Origin of the sequence: Pseudomonas sp. WS 5071, from assembly GCF_012985765.1 — a bacterium.
Classification (GTDB): Bacteria; Pseudomonadota; Gammaproteobacteria; order Pseudomonadales; family Pseudomonadaceae; genus Aquipseudomonas; species Aquipseudomonas lundensis_A.
The window spans coordinates 1-21562 of sequence record NZ_JAAQWY010000008.1 but is presented as its reverse complement, the minus strand read 5'-3'; the positions used below and the strand labels follow the sequence as shown (position 1 = coordinate 21562).

The window sequence follows — 21562 nt, the reverse complement described above, 5'->3', positions numbered from 1 at the left end:
ATGATGACTTGTAAAGCCTACCGCGCCGCCCTCCTGCACAGCATCGCCGACCCGGCGCAGGTCGGGATCGATGCCTCTTATGAATACTTCGAAGATGGCTTGCTGGTCGTTGAAAACGGTCAGATCAAAGCCGTAGGCAACGCCTGCGACCTGTTGCCGTCCTTAGCGTCTGACGTCGATGTGACCACTTACAGCGACGCGCTGATCACGCCGGGCTTCATTGATACACACATCCATTTCCCGCAGACCGGCATGATTGGCTCCTACGGCGAACAGCTCCTTGACTGGCTGAACACCTACACCTTCCCGTGTGAGAGCCAGTTTGCCGACAAAGACCATGCGCAAGAAGTCGCGCAGGTGTTCCTCAAGGAGTTGCTGCGCAACGGCACGACGACAGCGCTGGTATTTGGCAGCGTGCACCCGCAATCCGTCGACGCCCTGTTCGAAGCTGCACAGCGTCTGGACCTGCGTCTAATCGCGGGCAAAGTGATGATGGACCGCAATGCGCCGGACTATCTGACAGACACCGCAGAAACCGGATACAGCGAGAGCAAGGCACTGATTGAGCGCTGGCATGGCAAGGGGCGTTTGCATTACGCCGTCACCCCGCGCTTCGCGCCCACCAGCACACCGGAACAACTCACGCTGGCTGGCAAGCTGTTGGGCGAATACCCGGACCTGTACTTGCACACGCATATCAGCGAGAACCTTCAGGAAATTGAGTGGGTGAAATCCCTGTTCCCTGAACGCAAAGGCTATCTGGATGTGTATGACCATTACCAACTGCTGGGCGAACGCTCGGTATTTGCCCATGGCGTGCACCTGTGTGATGACGAGTGTGCACGGTTGGCGGAAACCGGTTCGGCCGTGGCCTTTTGCCCGACGTCAAACCTGTTCCTCGGCAGCGGCCTGTTTAACCTGCCCATGGCTGAGAAGCACAACCTCAACGTAGGGCTGGGCACGGATGTAGGTGCCGGCACCAGTTTTTCGCTGCTCAATACCCTGAACGAAGCCTACAAAGTCATGCAACTGCAAGGGCTGCGCCTGAACCCGTTCAAGTCGTTGTATCTGGCTACATTGGGTGGCGCACGGGCACTGCGCCTGGAAGATCGCATTGGCACCCTGCAGCCGGGCACTGACGCGGATTTTGTCGTGCTGGACTACAACGCAACACCCTTGCTCAGCTATCGCCTGAAGCAATCGAAGAGCATCGCTGAAACCCTGTTCGTGCTGATGACACTGGGCGACGACCGCACCGTGCTGCAGACCTTCGCAGCGGGCAACAAGGTGCACCAACGCTGACAGACTCGCCCTGCGTCGTCACTGACACGCAGGGCGACGTTGCAACTCATGGGTGTTTCAGGCATATCGAGGGCCCAGGGTTTACGGACGCTCTGGCCGTACTGCAACCTTGCGCCTGGACAGCGACTGTACCCCTCCCGTTACAACTTGGCCGAGGGGCGTGTCGGTTTGCCTTTGGTTTGCAGCAAATGTGAGAACACAGCGTGCAAATCGTCGGAGGCGCTTTCTTCGTCGAGGTTGAGCTTGCTGTCGATGTGATCCATGTGGTGCATCATCAGGCTCACGGCCAGCTCGCCATTACGCGCCTCAATCGCGTCGATCAGTTGCATGTGCTCGTCATAGGAGCAATGGGAACGGTTGCCGCTCTCATACTGCGCAATGATCAGCGAGGTCTGGGACACCAGGCTGCGTTGAAAGCTGATCAACGGTGCATTCTTTGCCGCTTCGGCCAGCTTGAGGTGAAACTCGCCCGACAGCCGAATCCCCGCTCCGCGGTCCCCGCGCGAGAAACTGTCGCGTTCGTCCTGGACCATCTTGCGCAAGTCAGCGAGGTCGTCGGCTGAGGCGTGCTCCACGGCCAGTTCAGTGATGGCTTTCTCGACCAGACGCCGGGCAAAAAACACCTGCCGCGCTTCGTCAATGCTGGGGCTGGCCACGACGGCACCTCGGTTAGGGCGCAACAACACCACGCCTTCATGGGCCAAACGCGACAGTGCACGGCGAATGATGGTGCGGCTCACCCCAAAAATTTCACCCAGCGCTTCTTCACTCAGCTTGGTCCCCGGCGCCAATCGCTGTTCGAGGATGGCCTCAAAAATATGCGCGTAGACAATATCGTCCTGAGTGCCGCTGCGACCGGCCTTGCCAGTGCGGGTGGATTTCTTGAGGGGCTGCAACTGTTCGTTCATGAGGTCTCGTGTGGGATAGCGGCGGCGTATGAGGGTTTACGTTAGTCCGTAAACGAGCGTCGCTGGTAATGAATTAATACTAAAAAACAGCGCGCATTGTACACAACCCAGATTGCCAGTACGACTGTACGGCTGTTTGCAGCCGCGGCTGTATTGCAATGAAGTGTAACCTTTGCGTTTAGGCTGGCGCCCTGCTCCACCCTTTTTAAAGAACAAGGAATACCGTTTGATGACTGACGCCACCCACACGCGCTTGCACCCCTTGGCAGACAGTTCCCCTTCAGCCGTGGTGGCTGGTTTCATCGCGATGATGACCGGCTACACCAGCACACTGGTCCTGATGTTTCAGGCGGGTCAGGCTGCGGGGCTGACCAATGGGCAAATTTCCTCATGGATCTGGGCCCTGTCGATCGGCATGGCGATTTGCAGTATTGGCCTTTCGTTGCGCTACCGGTCCCCGATCACGATTGCTTGGTCAACCCCCGGCGCTGCCTTGCTGATTACCAGCCTGGGGGGGGTCAGCTACCCCGAGGCGATTGGCGGGTACATCACGTGCGCAGTGCTGGTGATCATTTGCGGCGTGACCGGCAGCTTCGAGCGACTGGTCAAACGCATCCCGGCATCACTGGCCTCAGCCCTGCTGGCCGGGATCCTGTTCAAGATTTGCAGTGAACTCTTCGTCGCTGCCCAGCACCAAACCGGGCTGGTACTGGGCATGTTTCTTACCTACCTGATCGTCAAGCGGGTGTCCCCACGGTATGCGGTACTGGGCGCCTTATTGATCGGGACACTGATTTCAGGGCTGATGGGGCTGCTGGACTTCAACGGTTTTGCCCTTGAGGTGGCGGTGCCCGAATGGACCAGCCCCTCCTTTTCCCTCGCGGCCACCATCAGCATCGGCATCCCCCTGTTTGTAGTGGCCATGACCTCGCAAAACATGCCGGGGGTCGCGGTGTTGCGTGCAGACGGCTACACCGTGCCCGCTTCACCGTTGATCACCACCACCGGGGTGGCATCACTGCTACTGGCACCGTTTGGCTCCCACGGCATTAACCTGGCTGCCATCAGCGCCGCCATTTGCACCGGCCCGCACGCCCACGAAGATCCGAACAAGCGTTACACCGCTGCCGTCTGGTGCGGGATCTTCTACGGGATCGCGGGGATTTTCGGCGCAACGCTGGCCGGACTGTTCGCGGCCTTTCCGAAGGAGCTGGTGCTGTCGATTGCCGCGTTGGCGCTGTTCGGCTCAATCATGAACGGCCTGACCATTGCCATGAATGAGCCCAAGGAACGCGAAGCCGCGCTGGTCACCTTCATGGTCACCGCGTCGGGGATGACGCTGTTCTCGGTGGGCTCGGCTTTTTGGGGCATTGTGGCGGGCGTGCTGACCTTGATAATTCTGAGCTGGAAGGCGAAGTAACCAACGTCTGTAACCTTGTAGCCGCACTGTTGCGGCTACAGGCCCTGTGAGCATTCAGATCGCCATTGCCCCGCCATCAACTGCAAGGGCATGCCCCGTGGTGAACGCTGCGCCGTCAGAGCACAGATACAACACGGCACTGGCCACCTCTTCGACAGTGCCGATCCGCCCGACCGGGTGCACCGCTGCCGCATAGTCGGCCTTGCGCGGGTCGGTTTCATAGGCACGCCGAAACATATCGGTATCAATCACCGCCGGACACACCGCATTCACGCGGACTTTTTTCTTCGCATACTCAATCGCCGCCGATTTCGTCAGCCCGATGACCGCGTGCTTTGAGGCCGCATAAATACTCATCTTCGGCGCCGCCCCCAAACCGGCCACTGAAGCGGCATTGACGATGGCACCACCACCCTGCGCCACCATCAGTGGCAACTGATATTTCATGCACAGCCAGACGCCTTTAACATTGACCGCCATGATGGCGTCGAACTCGTCCAGCGTGCCATCGGCCAGGCGCCCATGCTCAATCTCGATCCCGGCATTATTGAAGGCATAATCCAGACGCCCGAAAGCACTGATCGTGTGCTCCATCAGTTGCTGGACATCTGCTTCCTGCGTAACGTCGCAACGCACAAAAACAGCTGCGCCCCCAGCCGTCAGAATCTGCTGGACTGTGGCTTGCCCGCCCGCCACATGCACGTCAGACACCACGACAGTCAGCCCTTGCGCGGCAAAGGCCAAGGCCGTGGCGCGCCCGATGCCTGCCCCGGCTCCGGTTACGATCGCCACGCGCCCCGCAAACGTCATGCTCATTGTTTTTATCCTCGTCAGTAGTTCGCTGCATCGTCAGTCTAGACAGTCATCTGTTTATTTATCCCAGTGATAAAACCCTGCCCAGCACCATCATCACGACTGATAAAACTCCATTCGTGAACACGCATTCACTTGATGTCCACGCGCATAACGTCTATCAACACCCTTTGTCTTTTAAAGAGATCGCACCATGACCGATTTGACCAACCGCCAGTTTTTGCTCGCAAAACGCCCAGTCGGTGCAGCCACCCGTGACACCTTTACCTATCAGCAAGTGCCCGTGGGCCAGCCCGCCGAGGGGCAGGTTCTGGTTAAAAATGAATACCTGTCCCTCGACCCGGCCATGCGTGGCTGGATGAATGAAGGCAAGTCCTATATTCCACCGGTGGCCTTGGGCGAGGTCATGCGCGCGTTGGGCGTGGGTAAGGTGATCGCCTCCAGGCATCCCGACTTCAACGTGGGCGACTACGTGAATGGCGCACTTGGCGTGCAGGATTATTTCCTCGGGGCACCTCGCGGCTTCTACAAGGTCGATCCAACACGTGTCCCCCTGCCGGTGTATTTGTCCGCACTGGGCATGACCGGCATGACCGCCTATTTCGCCCTGCTGGAAGTGGGTGCGCCCAAAGCGGGCGACACCGTGGTCATCTCGGGCGCGGCAGGTGCAGTGGGTAGCATTGCCGGGCAAATCGCCAAGCTCAAAGGCTGCCGCGTGGTCGGGATTGCAGGGGGGAAAGAGAAATGCGCCTACCTGATCGATGAGCTGGGCTTTGACGGTGCCATTGATTACAAAAACGAAGACGTGATCGCTGGCCTTAAACGCGAATGCCCTAACGGTGTGGACGTGTATTTCGACAACGTGGGCGGCGACATACTCGATGCCGTGCTCAGCCGCCTGAACGTCAAGGCACGGGTGGTGATTTGCGGAGCCATCAGCCAGTACAACAACAAAGAGGCTGTAAAAGGCCCGGCCAATTACCTGTCATTGCTGGTTAATCGCGCACGCATGGAAGGTTTTGTGGTGATGGACTACGCCGATCGCTATGCAGCGGCCGCGCAAGAAATGGCGGGATGGCTGGCCAAGGGCCAAGTGAAAAGCAAAGAGGACATTGTCGAAGGGCTGGAGACGTTCCCGGAGACCCTGATGAAACTGTTCAACAGCGCAAACTTCGGCAAGTTGGTGCTGAAGGTCTAAACGCGCGCGTCGACAGACTTGAGCCGCCCAGGTGTCGATACGTCCTTTGCGAATGTATCGACACCTGCCACGCGGGTCAGCGATTACGCCAATTCTGCAACCACAGCGGCCAACGCCTTGGCAGGATCAGCTGCCTGGCTGATAGGGCGCCCGATTACCAGATAATCCGACCCGGCTTCCAGGGCTTGACGCGGTGTCAGGATGCGACGCTGGTCATCCAGCGCACTGCCTGCAGGACGAATCCCCGGCGTCACCAACTGCAACGAAGGGTGCGCGGCTTTCAACGCCTGAGCTTCCAGCGCTGAACACACCAGACCGTCCATCCCGGCTTTTTGCGCCAGGGCCGCCAGACGCAGCACTTGCTCTTGTGGTTCGATATCCAGGCCGATACCTGCAAGGTCCTCACGCTCCATGCTGGTCAGCACGGTGACACCAATCAGCAAGGGTTGCGGCCCGGAGCGCTTGTCCAGCACCTCACGGCAGGCAGCCATCATCCGCATGCCGCCCGAGCAATGAACGTTGACCATCCACACCCCCATTTCGGCCGCAGCTTTAACGGCCATTGCCGTGGTGTTCGGGATGTCATGAAATTTCAGGTCCAGGAACACGTCAAAACCTTTGTCACGCAGGGTTCCGACGATCTCCGAGGCACAACTGGTGAACAACTCTTTACCCACCTTCACGCGGCACAGCGTGGGGTCCAACTGATCAGCCAGTTTCAATGCGGCGTCACGCGTAGGGAAATCCAGGGCGACGATAATAGGAGTCTGGCAATCGGACATTAGCGGGTTCTCAGGCTGGTCGAAATCGGCGCGCATTGTAGCGGAACCAACCGCATACCGGCACCCGATGATCACAATTTCAGCATTTTAGTCAGCACGAAACATTAAAAGCCCGCCCCCGGATAAGCGGCCTACAATTGAACCACTGACGCCTGCGTGCACTCACAGCTACATAACACCACTCGCCGGGCACTGTGAGCCCGGTCGAACGACCATTCAAGGAGAATCTTATGCCGTGGTATGCCTGGTTAATTCTGATCGTTGCGATTGGTGCCATTGTTGGTGGCCTCATGACCCTGCGCGACACCGCCAATAAGGTTGAGCTGACGGACGAGCAACGCAAACGCGTGGCGGAACGCAACGCCGAGATGGACGCCAAGGAATCGAAAGACAATTAACTTTTCGATGGTCTGAAGCGAAGAGCCTTGCTTGCACATAGCCAAATGCCTACACGCCTTTGCATAAAAGCCCCACTGCGTTGCGCAGGGTCGCAGGCATATGATGGCTGTTTGAAATCAAGAGACAGCCGTCATGAGGTATTCCCAACACCATAAGGCCCAAACCCATCAGCGCATCATTGAGGAAGCGTCCATACGTTTCCGACGCGACGGTATAGGTGCGACGGGGTTGCAGCCTCTTATGAAAGCGTTGGGGCTTACCCATGGCGGCTTCTATGCCCACTTCGCCTCCAAGGATGAACTGGTCGAAAAAGCGCTGCAGCACGCGGCGAACCAAGTAAAAAAACATTGTGCCGAACTGTTCGACAGTCCCGATGCGCTGCCAACCTTTATCGACACTTATCTGTCCGAATGGCACCTCGCCTCGCCCCATGAAGGCTGCCCTTTACCGACCATGTCCGTGGAGATGGCGCAAAACGGCAACCCCAGCCCCGTTACCGATAGCGTCATCAACGCTCGCCTGACTCAAATCCAGGCTGAACTTGAAGGTCCGGATACAGAAGATCGCAGCATTGTGTTATTTGCCGCGTTAGTGGGAGCCCTTGTGTTGTCCCGCGGTGCGGAAAACCAAGCCTTGAAAAAGAGAATTCTGGACGTTACACGCGCAGCGCTGAAGGGTTCAGCCATCACGGCTTGAATTGCTGAATACAAAAAGGCCAGTCAGTGACTGGCCTTTTGTCATACAACGTTATCGCTTAGTTAACCGCGACTTTGTCCCGATTCTTCTCATATATCGCCTTACCAATCCCTTTGACTTCCATCAGCTCATCCGCTGACGTGAAATCCCCATTCGCCTCACGGTAAGCCACGATCGCCCTGGCTTTAGCAGCGCCTACGCCCGACAACTCGCGCTGCAGGGTCGCTTCGTCAGCCGTGTTCAAGTTGATTGTTACAACTTGGGCTTCAGGGGAGATGGAGGTTTCAGACACCACCGGAGCAGGCGATGTCGGTGCAGTGCTGGCAACACTCAACCCCGAAAAGCCCAACAACACAGCCATGACAAACGAGGGAACAAGGGTGATACGCATAATTGACACTCCAATACACCGTTAAATGGAAACAGCTTTCCTGAGCTGTATCCAAAACCTAGACGATGGCTTGTGAGTGTCAAAAATGTGTCAATTGCAGAGTATGTCCTAGGAGGGTTCCGAGCGACGCTGCTGGTAGATCCAGTCAACGATTTCACCCTCTGGCGCATAGCCGCTGACGGTATCGCGCAACAACTGACGAACACGGGTGTAGTCGTCGTTATCGACTGCTTCCAGCAAACTGGACAAACGTTTCTTCAACTCTTCCCACGACAACATGTCTTCGTTAGCACTCATGATCATCGGGTGCTGAGTCGCGACCACGTTGTCACCAATCAGCAACTCCTCGTAAAGCTTTTCACCGGGGCGCAGGCCGGTGAATTCAATCTCGATATCGCCATGCAGGTTTTTATCGGAACGGATGCTAAGGCCCGACAAATGAATCATTTTCTCGGCCAGTTCAACGATGCGTACCGGCTCGCCCATATCCAGCACAAACACATCACCGCCTTGCCCCATGGACCCTGCCTGAATGACCAACTGCGCAGCTTCGGGAATGGTCATGAAGTAACGGGTGATTTTCGGGTGTGTCACGGTCAACGGGCCGCCAGCTTTGATCTGCTTGTGAAACAACGGAATTACAGACCCCGAAGAGCCCAGTACATTGCCGAAGCGCACCATCGTGAAGCGGGTTTTATTGACGTGAGAGACATTGGCCTTGTCCCCGAACAACACCGGAGCCACTTCCCGGCTTAACGCTTGCAAGGTCATTTCCGCCAGACGCTTGGTGCTGCCCATCACATTGGTCGGCCGTACGGCTTTATCGGTCGAGATCAACACAAAGTTAGCGACGCCAGCCTGCAACGCTGCCTGAGCCGTGTTTAGCGTTCCGATGACATTGTTGAGCACACCTTCAGCGATATTGTGCTCAACCATCGGCACATGCTTATACGCAGCCGCGTGATAAACCGTATCCACACTCCAGGTCCGCATCACATCCAGCAACTTCGGCTGGTTGCGCACAGACCCCAGAATCGGCAACACCCTGACCGAAAGCGACTCTCGATTAACCCGCTGCTCAAGCTCCGACAAGATGCTGTAAAGGTTGAACTCACTGTGTTCGAACAACAGCAACGTGGTCGGACGCAAAGCCAGAATCTGACGGCAGAGCTCGGAACCGATGGAACCGCCCGCACCCGTAACCAGAACGCTCTGACCCTTGATGCAATGCTCAAGCAGTTCGCCCTGGGCTGGTACTGCGTCCCTGCCAAGCAAGTCAGCGATATCCACTTCCTGAATATCGTCAACCTTCACCCGGCCACTGGCCAAATCCATGAAGCCGGGAACACTGCGTACGTGCAGCGGGAACCCTTCAAGCAAGCCGAGAATCTCGCGGCGTCGTCCCCGGGAAGAAGACGGAATCGCCAACAGCAACTCTTGTGCGCCAGTGCGATCAATCATTTGCTGAATATTGTCGGGCTTAAACACCTGCAACCCTGAAATCACCCGATCGGCAATGCTCTCGTCATCATCGATGAACGCCACAGGCCGCATGACCCGCCCCATGCGCAGGGCCGCCACCAACTGATTACCGGCAGCACCGGCGCCATAAATGGCAACACGCGGCAGGCCGTCATCACGGCTGGTAAACGGCACATGCTGAGCGGCGGCAAACCAGTCACCAAGGAAATACTGACGCATGCCCAAGCGCAGGCCACCGAGCATGATCAGACTCAACCACCAGTAGTTGAAAATGATCGAGCGCGGGACAACGTTGTCGTGATTGCTGTACCAATACACGACAACCGCCAGGACCAGCGCAGATAGACTGACAGCTTTGATAATCGCAATAAGCGCATCGTTGCCGAAATAACGCATCACCGCTCGGTACATACCGAAACGTATGAACAGGGGAATGGCGATAATTGGAGCGCACAGGAATAACCATGCATGCATCGAGACGGGGTTGATCATTTCGTCAACGCCCAGACGCACGACAAAAGCGAGCCACAGTGCTAACCAGACCAAAACAACGTCAGTGACGACTTGCAAAACCCGCTTTTGACGCCGCGAGAGGTTGAGTAAATACGCTCGAATTTTATCCATAACCCCTTTGAACACCTATGCCGCTCCAAAATACTGCCCGCAGTATACAAACCTGCGCCACACACTACTTCAATAACTGATGCTTTAAACCTCGGTAGCCTGCTGAACGACGTCGCTCATCACTTTGCAGGTCAGCTCGATTTCTTGTTCAGTCAACGTTGGATGAACCAAAAACATCATGCTCGTTTCGCCCAATTCCTTGGCATTGGCAAGACGCTGCGAAGGTCTCCAGCCCGTGTTATCAAAAGCTTTCTCCAAATAAACTTCTGAGCAGGAACCTGAGAAAGCCGGAACCCCGCGCGCCGCAATTTCATTCAGGATGCGATCACGCGACCAATCTGCTTTCAGACATTCAGCCCGTATAAACACATAAGCCTTATACGCCGCGTGAACATCCTCATTCGGCATGACAGGAACGCGCAAGGCCGGCAAGTGCCCGGCTGCCTCCCAAATGCGGGTAGCATTTTTGATACGGGCTGCTTGCCATTCATGCATACGACGCAGTTGTATGCGCCCTATGACAGCTTGAACTTCAAGCATCCGCCAGTTAGTCCCGAAACTCTCATGCAGCCATCGGAAACCCGGTGCATGCTCGCGTTCGTACACCGCCTCCCAGCTCTTACCATGATCCTTGTAAGCCCACATATCGGCCCACAGTTGACGATCATTGGTGGTGACCATACCGCCCTCACCTCCCGTCGTCATGATCTTGTCCTGACAGAAAGACCAAGCGCCAATGTGACCTATTGAGCCAACCGGACGCCCCTTGTAACGGGCGCCGTGCGCTTGGGCGCAGTCTTCGATGACTTTTAATCCATGTTCATTGGCCAATTCCATGATCGGATCCATGTCGCAGGGCCAACCCGCCAAATGCACACAGATCAATGCCTTGGTACGGGGTGTCATGACAGACTTGATGGTTTGCGCCGTGAAATTTTGCGAGTCAAGATCAACATCCGCAAAAACCGGAACCGCTCCGGCATTAACGATACTGGACACCGAAGCGAGAAAAGTACGAGATGTGACGATGACTTCGTCGCCCGCGCCTATGCCCAGAGCTTTTAAGGCCAAATCCAATGCCACCGTGCCATTAGCCAGTGCGACCGCATACTCAGTACCTGACCAGGCAGCGAATTCCTTCTCAAAGGTGCGTGTTTCCTGGCCTGTCCAATAATTAACCTTGTTGGACAGGATGACATCACGAACAGCATTGGCCTCTTCTTCAGTAAAAGAGGGCCAAGGAGAAAATTTGGTATTCAGCACGGAAACCTCGAAAAAACGCTGAAAGTAGATAGTTCGCCCTGCGGGCTTACCATTTGATTACGCAACCTGCCCACGAATAACCCACGCCAAAACCCACACCCACTACAGTTTTACCCGGCGTCAAAACGCCTTTAACCATCGACTCTTTTAACGCGATGGGAATACTGGACGACACGGTATTTCCGCAGTGCTCAAATTCAGCTATAAATTTATCCGCTGGTAGCTTCAAGCGCCGACGCAAAGAGTCAAGCATGAATTTGTTTGCTTGGTGAAAGGCGAATAAATCCACCTCTTCCAGGGTAAAAGACTCATCAAATAGCGACGCAAAAAGCTGAGGAATACGCGTCATGGAAAATTCGAATATAGCGGAGCCATTCATATATAAATTAGCGTCAGTGCGCGCATTACCGCTGTCATCCGTATAAAGCTCAGGAGCTTCATTCAATGCAGAAGGGTGGCGCGCACCGCCGATGGGTACGATCAGATTTTTAGCACCTGCACCATCAGTCCCATAACGGAAGCGGTCAATATATGGTCCGCCTTCTGTGGCCTGTATTAACGTCGCTGCAGCGGCATCACCAAATAAAGTGCGGACACTTTTATCTGCCGGGTGAATATATTTACTGTAGGTTTCAGCCGTAACCAGGACAACATTTTTAGCCTGCCCGGTTTCAATTAAACCTTTGGCCAGGCCTAGCCCATAGATAAATCCTGAACAGCCCTGGTTGTAATCAAACGCGCCACATTGAGTGGATAGACGTAAACTGTCTTGAAGAATACAAGCCGTCGCTGGCAAAAAATAATCCGGGCTTTGTGTGCACAGAATGATGAAGTCAATGGCTGACCGATCAAGATCAATGGCATTCAGGAGCTTTTCGCAAGCCTGAAAAGCCAGATCAGATGCGCACTCATCCACACCAACAATCTGGCGGTTATTGATGCCAGTTTTACCGAAAATTTTGTCTACGTTCCACTCCGGAAAATCACGCGACAAATCTTCATTCGAAAGCGTTTGTGCGGGAAGGACATACTCAATGGCTGCAATTTTAGCGAACTGGCTCATTTTACTTATCCCGAAATACGCTTGGCTGGAACACCGAAAACAGTGACACCGGGGGCAACCTTTCTAATCGCCACACTTCCCGCACCGACAACCGCGTACTCGCCGATGATCACATTTGGCACAACTACAGCATGGGAACCCAGAAAAGCACCCTCGCGAAGTTTGACACCGCCTGTGACATCGCAATGACCGCTAAGCGTGCAAAAATTCGCAATCGACGAATCATGCCCGATGGTGCACGCTGAGTTAATCGTCACGAACTCACCCACCTCCAGATCAGTGGAAAGTACGGTAAATGGGCAAATTACTGTGCCCTTACCGACTACGACATTCGTGCCGATAACAACACTGGGATGAATAAGCGTAAAGAACTCAACACCTCTTGCAAGCAACTTTTCAGTCAGGCGTTTTTTGACCACCGGATTGGCAATTGCGCACACTACATACGTGTTGGGTTGAGGTTGATAATCCTCGATAGTGGACAAAATAGGTGCAACGCCTGGAAATGCGTTTAATGAGTCAGCAGTGTCATCAATAAACCCGGCGATTTCCCAGACAGCGTCAATTGTCGGTTGGCACATGCCCTGTTTAATCACGTCAATGAGCCAAGCGTTTACCTCACGTCCAAAGCCCCCCGCACCCATAATGACTAGCTTTTTGGTGACGCTCATGCCAGGTATCCTCCATCCACAACCAACGCAGTCCCCGTTACCCAGCGAGCGGCGGGAGACAACAAATAGTTGGCAGCATAGGCAACGTCTAGCGGATTACCGAATCCCAATGGGTGGCGCTGCTCAATGGCCTTCATGGAGTCAGCGCCTACCAGACTCTCTAGGGTGTCCACCAGTTCAGTCTGCACCACGCCTGGGGCAATGGCATTGACACGGATCCCCTCGCGAGCTAATTCAACTGCAGCAGCACGCACCATCGATTCAACAGCGCCCTTACTGGCGCAATACCCCATCAATGCCGGTTCGCCCGCCTTGGCCATAACAGAAGACACCAGGACGATACTGGAGTCGGTATTGCAAACACCTTTCTGGCGGAAGGCTTTAATAAGAGAAAAGCCTGACGTCACATTGGTGGACATAATCTTTTCCCAATGCGCGAGGCTGGTTGCCCGTATTGGCATTGGCAATTGCACACCTGCAGCATGAACCAGCCCATCAAAGGGAGAGGACGCTTTCGCAACAGATTTCATCCACTGCGAAATGTCAGAACCATCAAGGAAATCACCGGTTTCAACTGCGTGATCGAGGCCTTCCATCATGCTGAGTGTATGCTCAAGACGACCGATATCACGCGCCGCCAAGGTCACCCTTGCCCCTTGTTTGCTGAGCCATATAGCCACTTGGCGGCCAATACCCGAGGACGCACCCGTGACAAGAATATGCTTGCCTGCCAAGGAAAAAGGATTAAAAGGCATCAAGATAAAATCTCCGCATCAGAGGCTGAAGTGATCGTCAAAGGGCTGATCCAAACGTTATCGAACTCAGCAATACAGCCAGCCCAAGAGTAGCCAACACCAAAGCCCGCCAACATTAATCGGCCAGAGAGGTTCCCACCTGCTTTACCTGTGTGCAAGCTGATGGCAAGTGGAATCGATGCACAACTGGTATTACCTACATCCGTGACATCCAGCACAACTTTCTCTCGATCCAACTTCATTCGTTTAACCAAATGATCGAGCATAAATCGATTGGCCTGGTGGAACACATATTTATCAATGTCTTTTCCGGTCGCTGCATTCGATTCATGCAAAGCAGTCACTAATGCTGGAACGCGAGCCAGGGTGAAGGCAAAAATTTCAGCCCCGTTCATGTAAAGATCGTAAGGCCCACGCACGCCTTCTTCGACCGTATGTGTCGAGCTACCGTTCCTGTCTCTATAACCACCTGCCGGGACAACCAGATTCAGTGCACCGCGGCCATCCGTCCCCAAGACAAACGGAATATCTGAGGCAGAGGGATCAAAGTCCAGCAGCGTTGCTGTCCCGGCATCACCAAAAAGAGCAGCCACAGAACGGTCTGCAGGTGAGACTATCTTGCTGATGGTATCGCCTACCAGTAACAGTGCACGCCTGCTTCCTCCACCTGATAACAGGGAGGATGCCATCCACAACCCATACACATAACCCGAGCACCCCATCGCGACATCAAACGCCGCGGTTTGCATAGGCAAGCCCAGACGCTCCTGCAATACACACGCGGTTGCAGGAAGTGTGTAATCGTGGGTCTGTGAGACAAAAATCAGGGTATCGATAGAACTTTTATCTACGCCTAAATCTGCAATGAGACGCTCTGCAGCAGAAACACACAAATCAGAAGAGCATTCTTGCGTGACGACATGGCGGCGTTCGACCCCGGTACTACCAATAATTTTATTGACACTGTCGGCGCCAAAAGAGTCGTACAAGGACGTTACCTCCTCTACCTTTTCCGGCAGGGCACAGGCAATACCTTTAATACGTACATTCTTGACTAATCGAACTTGATTATTGGCGGTCATCCTACTCTCCCATTCAAACACTGCAGATTCATAGTTAATCAAATTCGACTAGATGTTCCACTTCGCGCAAGACTTGCGAAAGTGAAGAAGCTTTTGTTCCAAAGTGCTGGTGAAACGAGGGGGCGACGTCGACCATGACTTACTGGCGATGCGCTTGCAAATCTGGTGGTCTTCATCAAATATCTTTCTGTTTACTTCTGCACTCGACTGCACAAAACCTGACGTCATGTCCTTGTAGCGAGGCTCACTGTTTTTGACCGGATAAAGACGGCTGGTGAAAAAAGCGGATTCTGTGGACGCCGCGGGAAAGAAATTCTGTACGGAATATGAAAAACCGAACGTAGAAGAAATCATAGAGAACGGAAAAAGAAAAATGCTCATGTATCCTTGAAAAGCGTCCGTGGCCGCATAAAAACGATTCAAGCTTCTAAGACGCCTGGCAACTTTCTCATTCTCAACCGGCGAATACCAAATAGAGTTCTCGCCATAAAACTCATTCGTCCCAACACCCAACTCAAGCGTTGCGAGCGTTTCTGTATGAATCAAGGGAATATGGTAAGGCTCCAGAGCATTTTCGAGGGCAATGGGCCAATCGCACTCAAACGCATAACGATTAAAATCGGCGCGCTCTGCAATGTCCTCGCCGACCTTCAGCAAGAGAGCGGTGATCTCAGGACCTAATTGAGCGTGCAGCGTTGTTTTAGGGTCGATCGCAAAAAACAGAAACTCACCACAGGCTTCGATTTTAAATTCATTCAAGGCGGCGTGTTCGATAGTGCATCCTTGGAATGTTTTTACGCCCGCAACATTAACCTTGCCGCGCGAGTAACTCCAACCATGGTATAAGCACTTTACAATCTTGTTGCCATAATCCTCAGTGAAAAATCTCGCACCGCGGTGAGGACAAAGGTTGTCGAAGGCGACGTAATTACCCTTATCATTAATAACGAGAACTTCGAAATCTTTAATATCAAAACGGATGAAATCCCTGTCATTTGCAAGTTCAGATGTGTGCGCAATGGGATGCCAATACGACCGTATCAAGTCATCCGATATTTTTGTAGATTCCAAAACACTCATATCAAACCTGCCCCTCCTGGAACAATGCACCGATACATTCACTGAACCGTCAGACCTGATAACACACTAGGCACGAACCGATTCACCCTCGATAAAAAAAGCAAATGCTCAACTGAATATTCAGCTGAGCATTAAAATGACTAGGACCCCGAACTGTACTTATTCAAGCAGCTACCAGTTCAACCACCTGATCAACCGTTTCACACTTATTGAGGCGATCGGCAGATATAGTTTTGTTCAAGCGTTCATCGACAAGTGCCATGAACGTGACAACGGCAATCGAATCCCAATCTAACGCCTGACCCAGAGCAATAGTATTTTCGTCAGCTTCCATCGATTCTTCAATCAAACGTAAAATTTCATTGCTCATAATTAACGCCTCTCACTAAACGATTTATCTTTTTCAACCACCGAGCCTGTAAACGGCTCCATCGTCGCATTATTCTCTTGTGATATACCTTCCTTGATGAGCACTTTTCGCACCGTCAGGAAGAGAATTTTCACATCCAACCACAATGACCTGTTATCGACGTACCAGACGTCAAGCTTGAATTTTTCATCCCAGCTCAGGCTATTACGACCATTCACTTGCGCCCAGCCCGTCACACCTGGCCTGACCTCATGACGCCGATTTTGAGCGGCAGTATAAAGCGGAAGGTACTGCATTAACAAAGGTCTTGGTCCAACCAGGCTCATCTCACCTTTCAGGACATTCCACAGCTCCGGAAGTTCATCCAGACTGCTGGCACGCAGAAAGCTGCCAAATGGTGTCATTCGCTCACTGTCTGGCAAGGGTCGACCGCTACCGTCTGTAGCCTCACGCATTGTGCGAAATTTGATCATCTGAAAAGGAGCACCATTCTTGCCTGGCCGCAACTGCCTGAAGAGGACAGGACCGCCAAGTTTACGGCGGATCATCCACGCAAGAATCAGGATCAACGGAGAAAGCAATAATAGTCCGAAAAAAGAACACACGATGTCGAACGATCGTTTCAGCATCAGTTAACACCACCTAACCATAAGATCACCACCCCAACATTAACTAGCACGACTCACCACCTTCATTTCCTCTAGCATCACTTTGTTAACGCTGTGAACATCATATTTTTTTTCGGCAATCTCACGAGATGCCGCCCCCATCGCGTCCATGGCCTCTGGTTGCGAAACAAAGAAAAGCATGGCTTCTGCAAGTTTTTCGACGCTTTTCACAGGCACCAGAAGACCATTTACACCATCCTGGACCGTCTCTCGGCAACCTGGAGCATCCGTGGTGATAATCGGGCGCCCCATCGCCATGGCTTCCAGTACAGTGCGAGGCGTACCTTCTCTATAGGAGGGCAATACATAGACACTGGAATTGATAATGGCAGGTCGAACATCGGTCAACCGGCCCATAAAATTGATAACCCCGCTGGATTGCCATTCATCCAGTTCAACTTGGTTAATCGCATCAGGGTTATCGTCAATCCAGCCAACCATATTGAATACAACCTGCGGATAACGACGTTTCACTTCGCGTGCAGCCGCGGCATATTCACGCACACCTTTATCGCCTAATAAGCGGGCTATCAACAAAAAGCTAACGGGTTGAGGAATGTCATGTACCGAAAACTGGGAAATATCCACACCAGAACCGTTAACAGCCACTGTCGGTGTAGTCGCATTGACCAATTTTAGTTGTTTGAAAAGAGATTCATCGTCCGGATTTTGAAAAAAAACTTTGTGGCTGCCGGCGAGTGAAAGGCGATAGAGGCTTTTAACAATAAAGTGGATGGTCTTGCGGGTGAAGCCACCTTCGTCTTGCCCTTGAAAGGCGTACCCTAAACCGGTGATCAGGGCGAAGCGATTCGGCACCCCCGCCGCACGCGCTGCGAACATTCCATAAATAACTGGTTTAACGGTGTAGCTAAGGACCCATTGCGGTCGAATATCACGCATTAGCCGCCACAATGAAAAACACGTTTTCAAATCCGCCAGCGGATTCATACCTACCCGGCGCAACTCAATATCATGCACCTGCAAGTTTTTCCCCTCCAGGCGTGCTCTGGCAGGGCTATTAGCAGACAAACCAGGAGCCGCGACATGCACCTCGGCACCCTGCTCAACAAGCGCATCAAGCAAGGCACCTCTGAAGTTGATTAACGAATCTGCATCGCTGGCGATTAATAAAAACTTCATAGCCTCACTGCTCACTTAACCAGGATTGAAACATAAGGATGTCCCATAAATGATGTTGCCAATTACGCCGACCACTTAAATGCTCCAACCATTTTTTTCGAATAGGTTCGGGGTGAAAGTAACCTTCTTGGCGTAACCGATTTTCGTCCAGTAACGCTTCTGCCCACCCACGAAGCGGCCCCCTCAACCAACTGTCAAGCGGAATTCCAAAACCTTGTTTAGGACGATCAATTAACGCTTTAGGCACGTGCCGATCCAAAACTTGACGCAATAACCATTTTCCCTCGCCATTCCTGATTTTATACTCAAGCGGCATTGACCACGCCAACTCGATCAATCGATGGTCAAGAAGGGGTACCCTGGCTTCCAAACTGGCTGCCATGGACGCACGGTCCACCTTCACCAAAATGTCGTCCGTCATATAGGTTTGAGTATCCATAGCCATCATCCAGTGTTCGAATGAGTCAGTTTTTGGCCATGCTTGCGCAGTTGTGAAAATCGTGGCGGGCTCATGACCACCAATAACAACACTTGCAGGATCTTCCCAGTGACTGTTGAGACGATGATAAAACGCCTGTCCGTCGGACAAGGCCAAAACATCAGCCAGCTTATGCGCTTTATCACCAGCCCCCATCAAATGCATGCTCTTGGGCAAGACAGGTTTTACCAGTTCAAAAAGAGAGTCGAGCCGAGCCGGAGAAATTGCATGCAAGCTTCGAGAAATAAGTTTACGGGCCGCATGGGGGACAGGTTGCATTCTGGACCATACTTTTTTTGCCGTAAGATATCGGTTGTAGCCCCCGAATATCTCGTCACCTCCGTCGCCGCTAAGTGCAACCGTTACTTGCTCTCTGGCCATCTGAGCGACTAAAAAAGTGGGTATTTGAGAACTGTCACTGAAAGGCTCGCAGTACATGGATGCTAGTTTCGGAATCACATCGAGCGCATCCGAAGGCTGTACATACAATTCCGTATGATCGGTTCCTAAATGTTGGGCGATCGCTTTGGCATGTACAGCCTCATCGTACCCGGATTCATCAAAGCCAATCGTAAATGTGCGCACAGGCTTGGTACTTTGAGCCTGCATAAGTGCAACGACAGTACTGCTGTCAATACCGCCGCTCAAAAAAGCACCCAGTGGTACATCAGATATCATTTGCTGCTTAATGCTGTCTGATAACTGACCCTCTATGGCATCCACTGCCTGGTCGGGTGAACCGGTAAAAGGTGCCGAGATGCCTTTAGCAACAACTTGATTGACCGACCAATACGCAGTTGATGATGTATTCTTTGCCGCGGGCAAATCCTTAAGCGGCAAAGAGATAATATGCCCAGGGCAAAGTTTTTGAATCCCTTTGTAAATACTATAAGGCGCCGGTATGCAGTTATGCCTCAGCAACAGCGTTAGTGCATCCCGATCGATGTCACCCACAAACCCGGGGCAGGCTTTTATTGCTTTCAGCTCTGAGCCAAATACCAACATGTCACCCTGCCACCCCCAATAAAGTGGTTTCTCACCTACACGGTCACGCACGAGGGTTAAAACATGATCATTACGGTCCCACAATGCAAAGGCAAACATGCCCACCGCTCTCTCAACGGTAGTTTCAACCCCCCAGACAGAAAGACAAGCTAAAAGAATTTCCGTGTCAGAGTGCCCTTTCCATTGCGGAGCCAAGCCCTGCGACTCAAGTTGATTGCGCAGGTCGTTGTAATTATAAATTTCACCATTAAAAACAATAACATAACGCCCATCAATACTGTGCATGGGTTGTGCCCCTGCCTGGGACAAATCCACAACAGAAAGCCGCCGATGCCCAAGTGCCAATCTGGCATTTTGATCGACCCATACCCCTGAATCATCAGGCCCACGATGAGTGATTGAGTCATTCATTCGATGGATAGCTTCAACTATGTTACCGCTTTCGCGATGATTGAATACACCACTAAAACCACACATCTATTCGTTACCTCAGTGAAGGTGTTTGATGAAACTACTGACATCGAATTAATTAATCACCATGCCTTATTGCTCAATCAGCGACTTGCAGCATGCTCCAGTATATGACGAAGCCGCGGGGCTTGAACCGCCAGACAATACTCATTATTCACCGCCTCTCTTCCTGCAGCACCAAAGACGGATCGACTTTGAGCGTCAGATAATAAACTGTTAAGCGCCGCTTCCCATTCCTGGAGATCAGCGGCCAACAACCCACACTTATTATCCGACACGATTTTTACATTCACACCGACGGGGGTAGCAACCACTGGGACAGCGCAAGCCATGTACTGAATGAGCTTGTAACCGCACTTACCTTTCTCCCAAGGCCCATCGACTAATGGCATGATCCCGACATCCAAACCTTGAATAAAAGCGTTTTCGCTGTCTTCAGACCATGCTTTCACTTCAACATCCAGTCCAGCAAGCTCCTGCGATACATGTGTGCTCGCCCCCATCAAAACCAAACGAAAAGGGAACCTCTTGTTAACATTACGCAAGGCTTCACGTATGCCGACTACATATTTTTCTGTTGAAGGCGAGCCGATCCAACCAACGGTAAGTAATTTATCCGCGGCACAGGCATGGGCTTGATAGCGCTGACTATCAACAACAGTAGGCACTACGTGAACGGACTGAGCACCCGCTTGAATAGCTCTGTTGGCAAGGTACTCGTTGCCCGCCACAACACTTCTAGCGTTAAGCATTACACTGTCTATTTTGCGGCCTAACAACCTCCGCACTGGAGCATAGGGCGATAAATCATAGTTATGAAATATCGCATCATCATAGTCAACGACATATGGAATGTTGAACTTTTTGAACAACCACTCAAACACAGCAGGAAAATAGGGCAATACTTCATTTTCAATCCATACTACATCATGTCGTCGCGCATTGAGCAAAACATAAATACGCCGTAAATAAAGTTTAATAATCGACCAAAAAGAGCGTTTTTTCGACATATAAAGCATTGTAAGATACGCCTCATCGAAAAGGCAATCCACAGTCACTACATGACCACAGCGTTGAAGATAAGGGATAAATTGCAGTGCACGCAAACGGCTACTAGCGCCTAGCCGCGAATACTTTGAAAGGAGTAGTATCTTCATAACAGCCTTAATATTTTAATTTTGACAAATGGTTTTCTCGCCAACAAGTCAAGCGTATCGAAAATGACATCTCATCTGAGTACAAATCATTTGTGCTGATGCGGATCATAGGAGATTTTTGATTCTGTCGACTCTAATCCACGCAGTACAATAACGGCAAAGTATATCCAAAAAGCGATAATATATGGTTGTACAAAGTTAGGATCTTCAACCATCAAACGGCGGCCTCAGGTTCCAAGTGCAACAGTCAGTTGATAGTGTTGAGCCGATTGGTTGCCAGCAGTTGCAGATGATCCGTCAACACTTCAACAGGGAATTTCCAGCCCAATGTCTGACGAGGTCGG

At 52.4% G+C, this 21562-nt stretch carries 21 protein-coding genes; 5 read left to right on the top strand and 16 right to left on the bottom strand.

What is annotated here, in order from left to right:
• The first annotated feature begins 3 nt into the window (after positions 1 to 3).
• Positions 4 to 1302 (top strand): guanine deaminase, encoded by a 1299-nt coding sequence (gene guaD / locus HBN61_RS06830; protein ID WP_169965364.1) that lies wholly within the window; start codon positions 4 to 6, stop codon positions 1300 to 1302.
• Between the two features lie 140 nt (positions 1303 to 1442).
• Here the strand turns inward: guaD and HBN61_RS06825 are convergent, their stop codons facing one another.
• Positions 1443 to 2210: a GntR family transcriptional regulator gene (locus HBN61_RS06825; RefSeq protein WP_094994560.1), complete on the bottom strand. Its 768-nt coding sequence runs from the start codon at positions 2208 to 2210 to the stop codon at positions 1443 to 1445.
• Positions 2211 to 2439: 229 nt separating this feature from the next.
• On the opposite strand from HBN61_RS06825, the gene HBN61_RS06820 reads away from it, so the two are divergent.
• Entirely contained in the window at positions 2440 to 3630 is a 1191-nt protein-coding gene (locus tag HBN61_RS06820; RefSeq protein WP_094994561.1) for a benzoate/H(+) symporter BenE family transporter, read from the top strand.
• Between the two features lie 54 nt (positions 3631 to 3684).
• On the opposite strand, the gene HBN61_RS06815 is transcribed toward HBN61_RS06820, so the two are convergent.
• Positions 3685 to 4446 carry an SDR family oxidoreductase gene (locus tag HBN61_RS06815; protein WP_094994562.1) on the bottom strand — a complete coding sequence of 254 codons (762 nt, stop codon included), beginning with the start codon at positions 4444 to 4446 and terminating at the stop codon, positions 3685 to 3687.
• A gap of 190 nt (positions 4447 to 4636) precedes the next feature.
• Here HBN61_RS06815 and HBN61_RS06810 point away from each other — a divergent pair, with 190 nt between their 5' ends.
• Positions 4637 to 5641 (top strand): NADP-dependent oxidoreductase, encoded by a 1005-nt coding sequence (locus HBN61_RS06810; protein ID WP_170046402.1) that lies wholly within the window; start codon positions 4637 to 4639, stop codon positions 5639 to 5641.
• 83 nt (positions 5642 to 5724) lie between these two features.
• On the opposite strand, the gene pyrF is transcribed toward HBN61_RS06810, so the two are convergent.
• Positions 5725 to 6423: an orotidine-5'-phosphate decarboxylase gene (pyrF, locus tag HBN61_RS06805; protein WP_170046462.1), complete on the bottom strand. Its 699-nt coding sequence runs from the start codon at positions 6421 to 6423 to the stop codon at positions 5725 to 5727.
• A gap of 230 nt (positions 6424 to 6653) precedes the next feature.
• Here pyrF and HBN61_RS06800 point away from each other — a divergent pair, with 230 nt between their 5' ends.
• Together HBN61_RS06800 and HBN61_RS06795 are read left to right on the top strand one after the other, a co-directional pair.
• On the top strand, positions 6654 to 6821 hold the full coding sequence (locus tag HBN61_RS06800; RefSeq protein WP_082149311.1) for a DUF2897 family protein: 168 nt from the start codon (positions 6654 to 6656) through the stop codon (positions 6819 to 6821).
• Between the two features lie 133 nt (positions 6822 to 6954).
• The gene (locus HBN61_RS06795) at positions 6955 to 7518 is read left to right on the top strand and encodes a TetR/AcrR family transcriptional regulator (RefSeq protein WP_170046401.1); all 564 of its coding nucleotides are present in this window, start codon (positions 6955 to 6957) and stop codon (positions 7516 to 7518) included.
• A gap of 58 nt (positions 7519 to 7576) precedes the next feature.
• Here the strand turns inward: HBN61_RS06795 and HBN61_RS06790 are convergent, their stop codons facing one another.
• The 13 genes from HBN61_RS06790 to HBN61_RS06730 form a co-directional block, all read right to left on the bottom strand.
• A complete protein-coding gene (locus HBN61_RS06790; RefSeq protein WP_170046400.1) occupies positions 7577 to 7909 on the bottom strand; it encodes a ComEA family DNA-binding protein in 333 nt (110 codons plus the stop codon).
• Positions 7910 to 8017: 108 nt separating this feature from the next.
• Entirely contained in the window at positions 8018 to 10015 is a 1998-nt protein-coding gene (locus tag HBN61_RS06785) for a polysaccharide biosynthesis protein (RefSeq protein ID WP_170046399.1), read from the bottom strand.
• Positions 10016 to 10099: 84 nt separating this feature from the next.
• Positions 10100 to 11278 carry a DegT/DnrJ/EryC1/StrS family aminotransferase gene (locus HBN61_RS06780; protein WP_170046398.1) on the bottom strand — a complete coding sequence of 393 codons (1179 nt, stop codon included), beginning with the start codon at positions 11276 to 11278 and terminating at the stop codon, positions 10100 to 10102.
• Between the two features lie 46 nt (positions 11279 to 11324).
• The gene (locus HBN61_RS06775; protein ID WP_170046397.1) at positions 11325 to 12341 is read right to left on the bottom strand and encodes a ketoacyl-ACP synthase III; all 1017 of its coding nucleotides are present in this window, start codon (positions 12339 to 12341) and stop codon (positions 11325 to 11327) included.
• A 5-nt stretch (positions 12342 to 12346) separates the two neighbouring features.
• Complete coding sequence (locus HBN61_RS06770) at positions 12347 to 13012, bottom strand: acetyltransferase (protein WP_170046396.1); 666 nt, start codon at positions 13010 to 13012, stop codon at positions 12347 to 12349.
• Entirely contained in the window at positions 13009 to 13767 is a 759-nt protein-coding gene (locus HBN61_RS06765) for an SDR family NAD(P)-dependent oxidoreductase (RefSeq protein ID WP_170046395.1), read from the bottom strand. The genes HBN61_RS06770 and HBN61_RS06765 overlap by 4 nt, the downstream gene beginning before the upstream one ends.
• The gene (locus HBN61_RS06760) at positions 13767 to 14849 is read right to left on the bottom strand and encodes a ketoacyl-ACP synthase III (protein WP_170046394.1); all 1083 of its coding nucleotides are present in this window, start codon (positions 14847 to 14849) and stop codon (positions 13767 to 13769) included. Before HBN61_RS06760 ends, HBN61_RS06765 begins: the two co-directional genes overlap by 1 nt.
• 48 nt (positions 14850 to 14897) lie before the next feature.
• Positions 14898 to 15929 (bottom strand): aromatic ring-hydroxylating oxygenase subunit alpha, encoded by a 1032-nt coding sequence (locus HBN61_RS06755; RefSeq protein WP_094992524.1) that lies wholly within the window; start codon positions 15927 to 15929, stop codon positions 14898 to 14900.
• Between the two features lie 163 nt (positions 15930 to 16092).
• On the bottom strand, positions 16093 to 16299 hold the full coding sequence (locus HBN61_RS06750; RefSeq protein ID WP_094992525.1) for a phosphopantetheine-binding protein: 207 nt from the start codon (positions 16297 to 16299) through the stop codon (positions 16093 to 16095).
• A 2-nt stretch (positions 16300 to 16301) separates the two neighbouring features.
• Positions 16302 to 16928, bottom strand: a complete 627-nt coding sequence (locus HBN61_RS06745) for a sugar transferase (RefSeq protein ID WP_094992526.1) — start codon at positions 16926 to 16928, stop codon at positions 16302 to 16304.
• Positions 16929 to 16967: 39 nt separating this feature from the next.
• Entirely contained in the window at positions 16968 to 18107 is a 1140-nt protein-coding gene (locus tag HBN61_RS06740) for a glycosyltransferase family 4 protein (protein ID WP_094992527.1), read from the bottom strand.
• A gap of 4 nt (positions 18108 to 18111) precedes the next feature.
• On the bottom strand, positions 18112 to 20067 hold the full coding sequence (gene asnB, locus HBN61_RS06735; protein WP_170046393.1) for an asparagine synthase (glutamine-hydrolyzing): 1956 nt from the start codon (positions 20065 to 20067) through the stop codon (positions 18112 to 18114).
• 77 nt (positions 20068 to 20144) lie between these two features.
• Positions 20145 to 21167 (bottom strand): glycosyltransferase family 4 protein, encoded by a 1023-nt coding sequence (locus HBN61_RS06730; protein WP_262498721.1) that lies wholly within the window; start codon positions 21165 to 21167, stop codon positions 20145 to 20147.
• Positions 21168 to 21562: the final 395 nt, after the last annotated feature.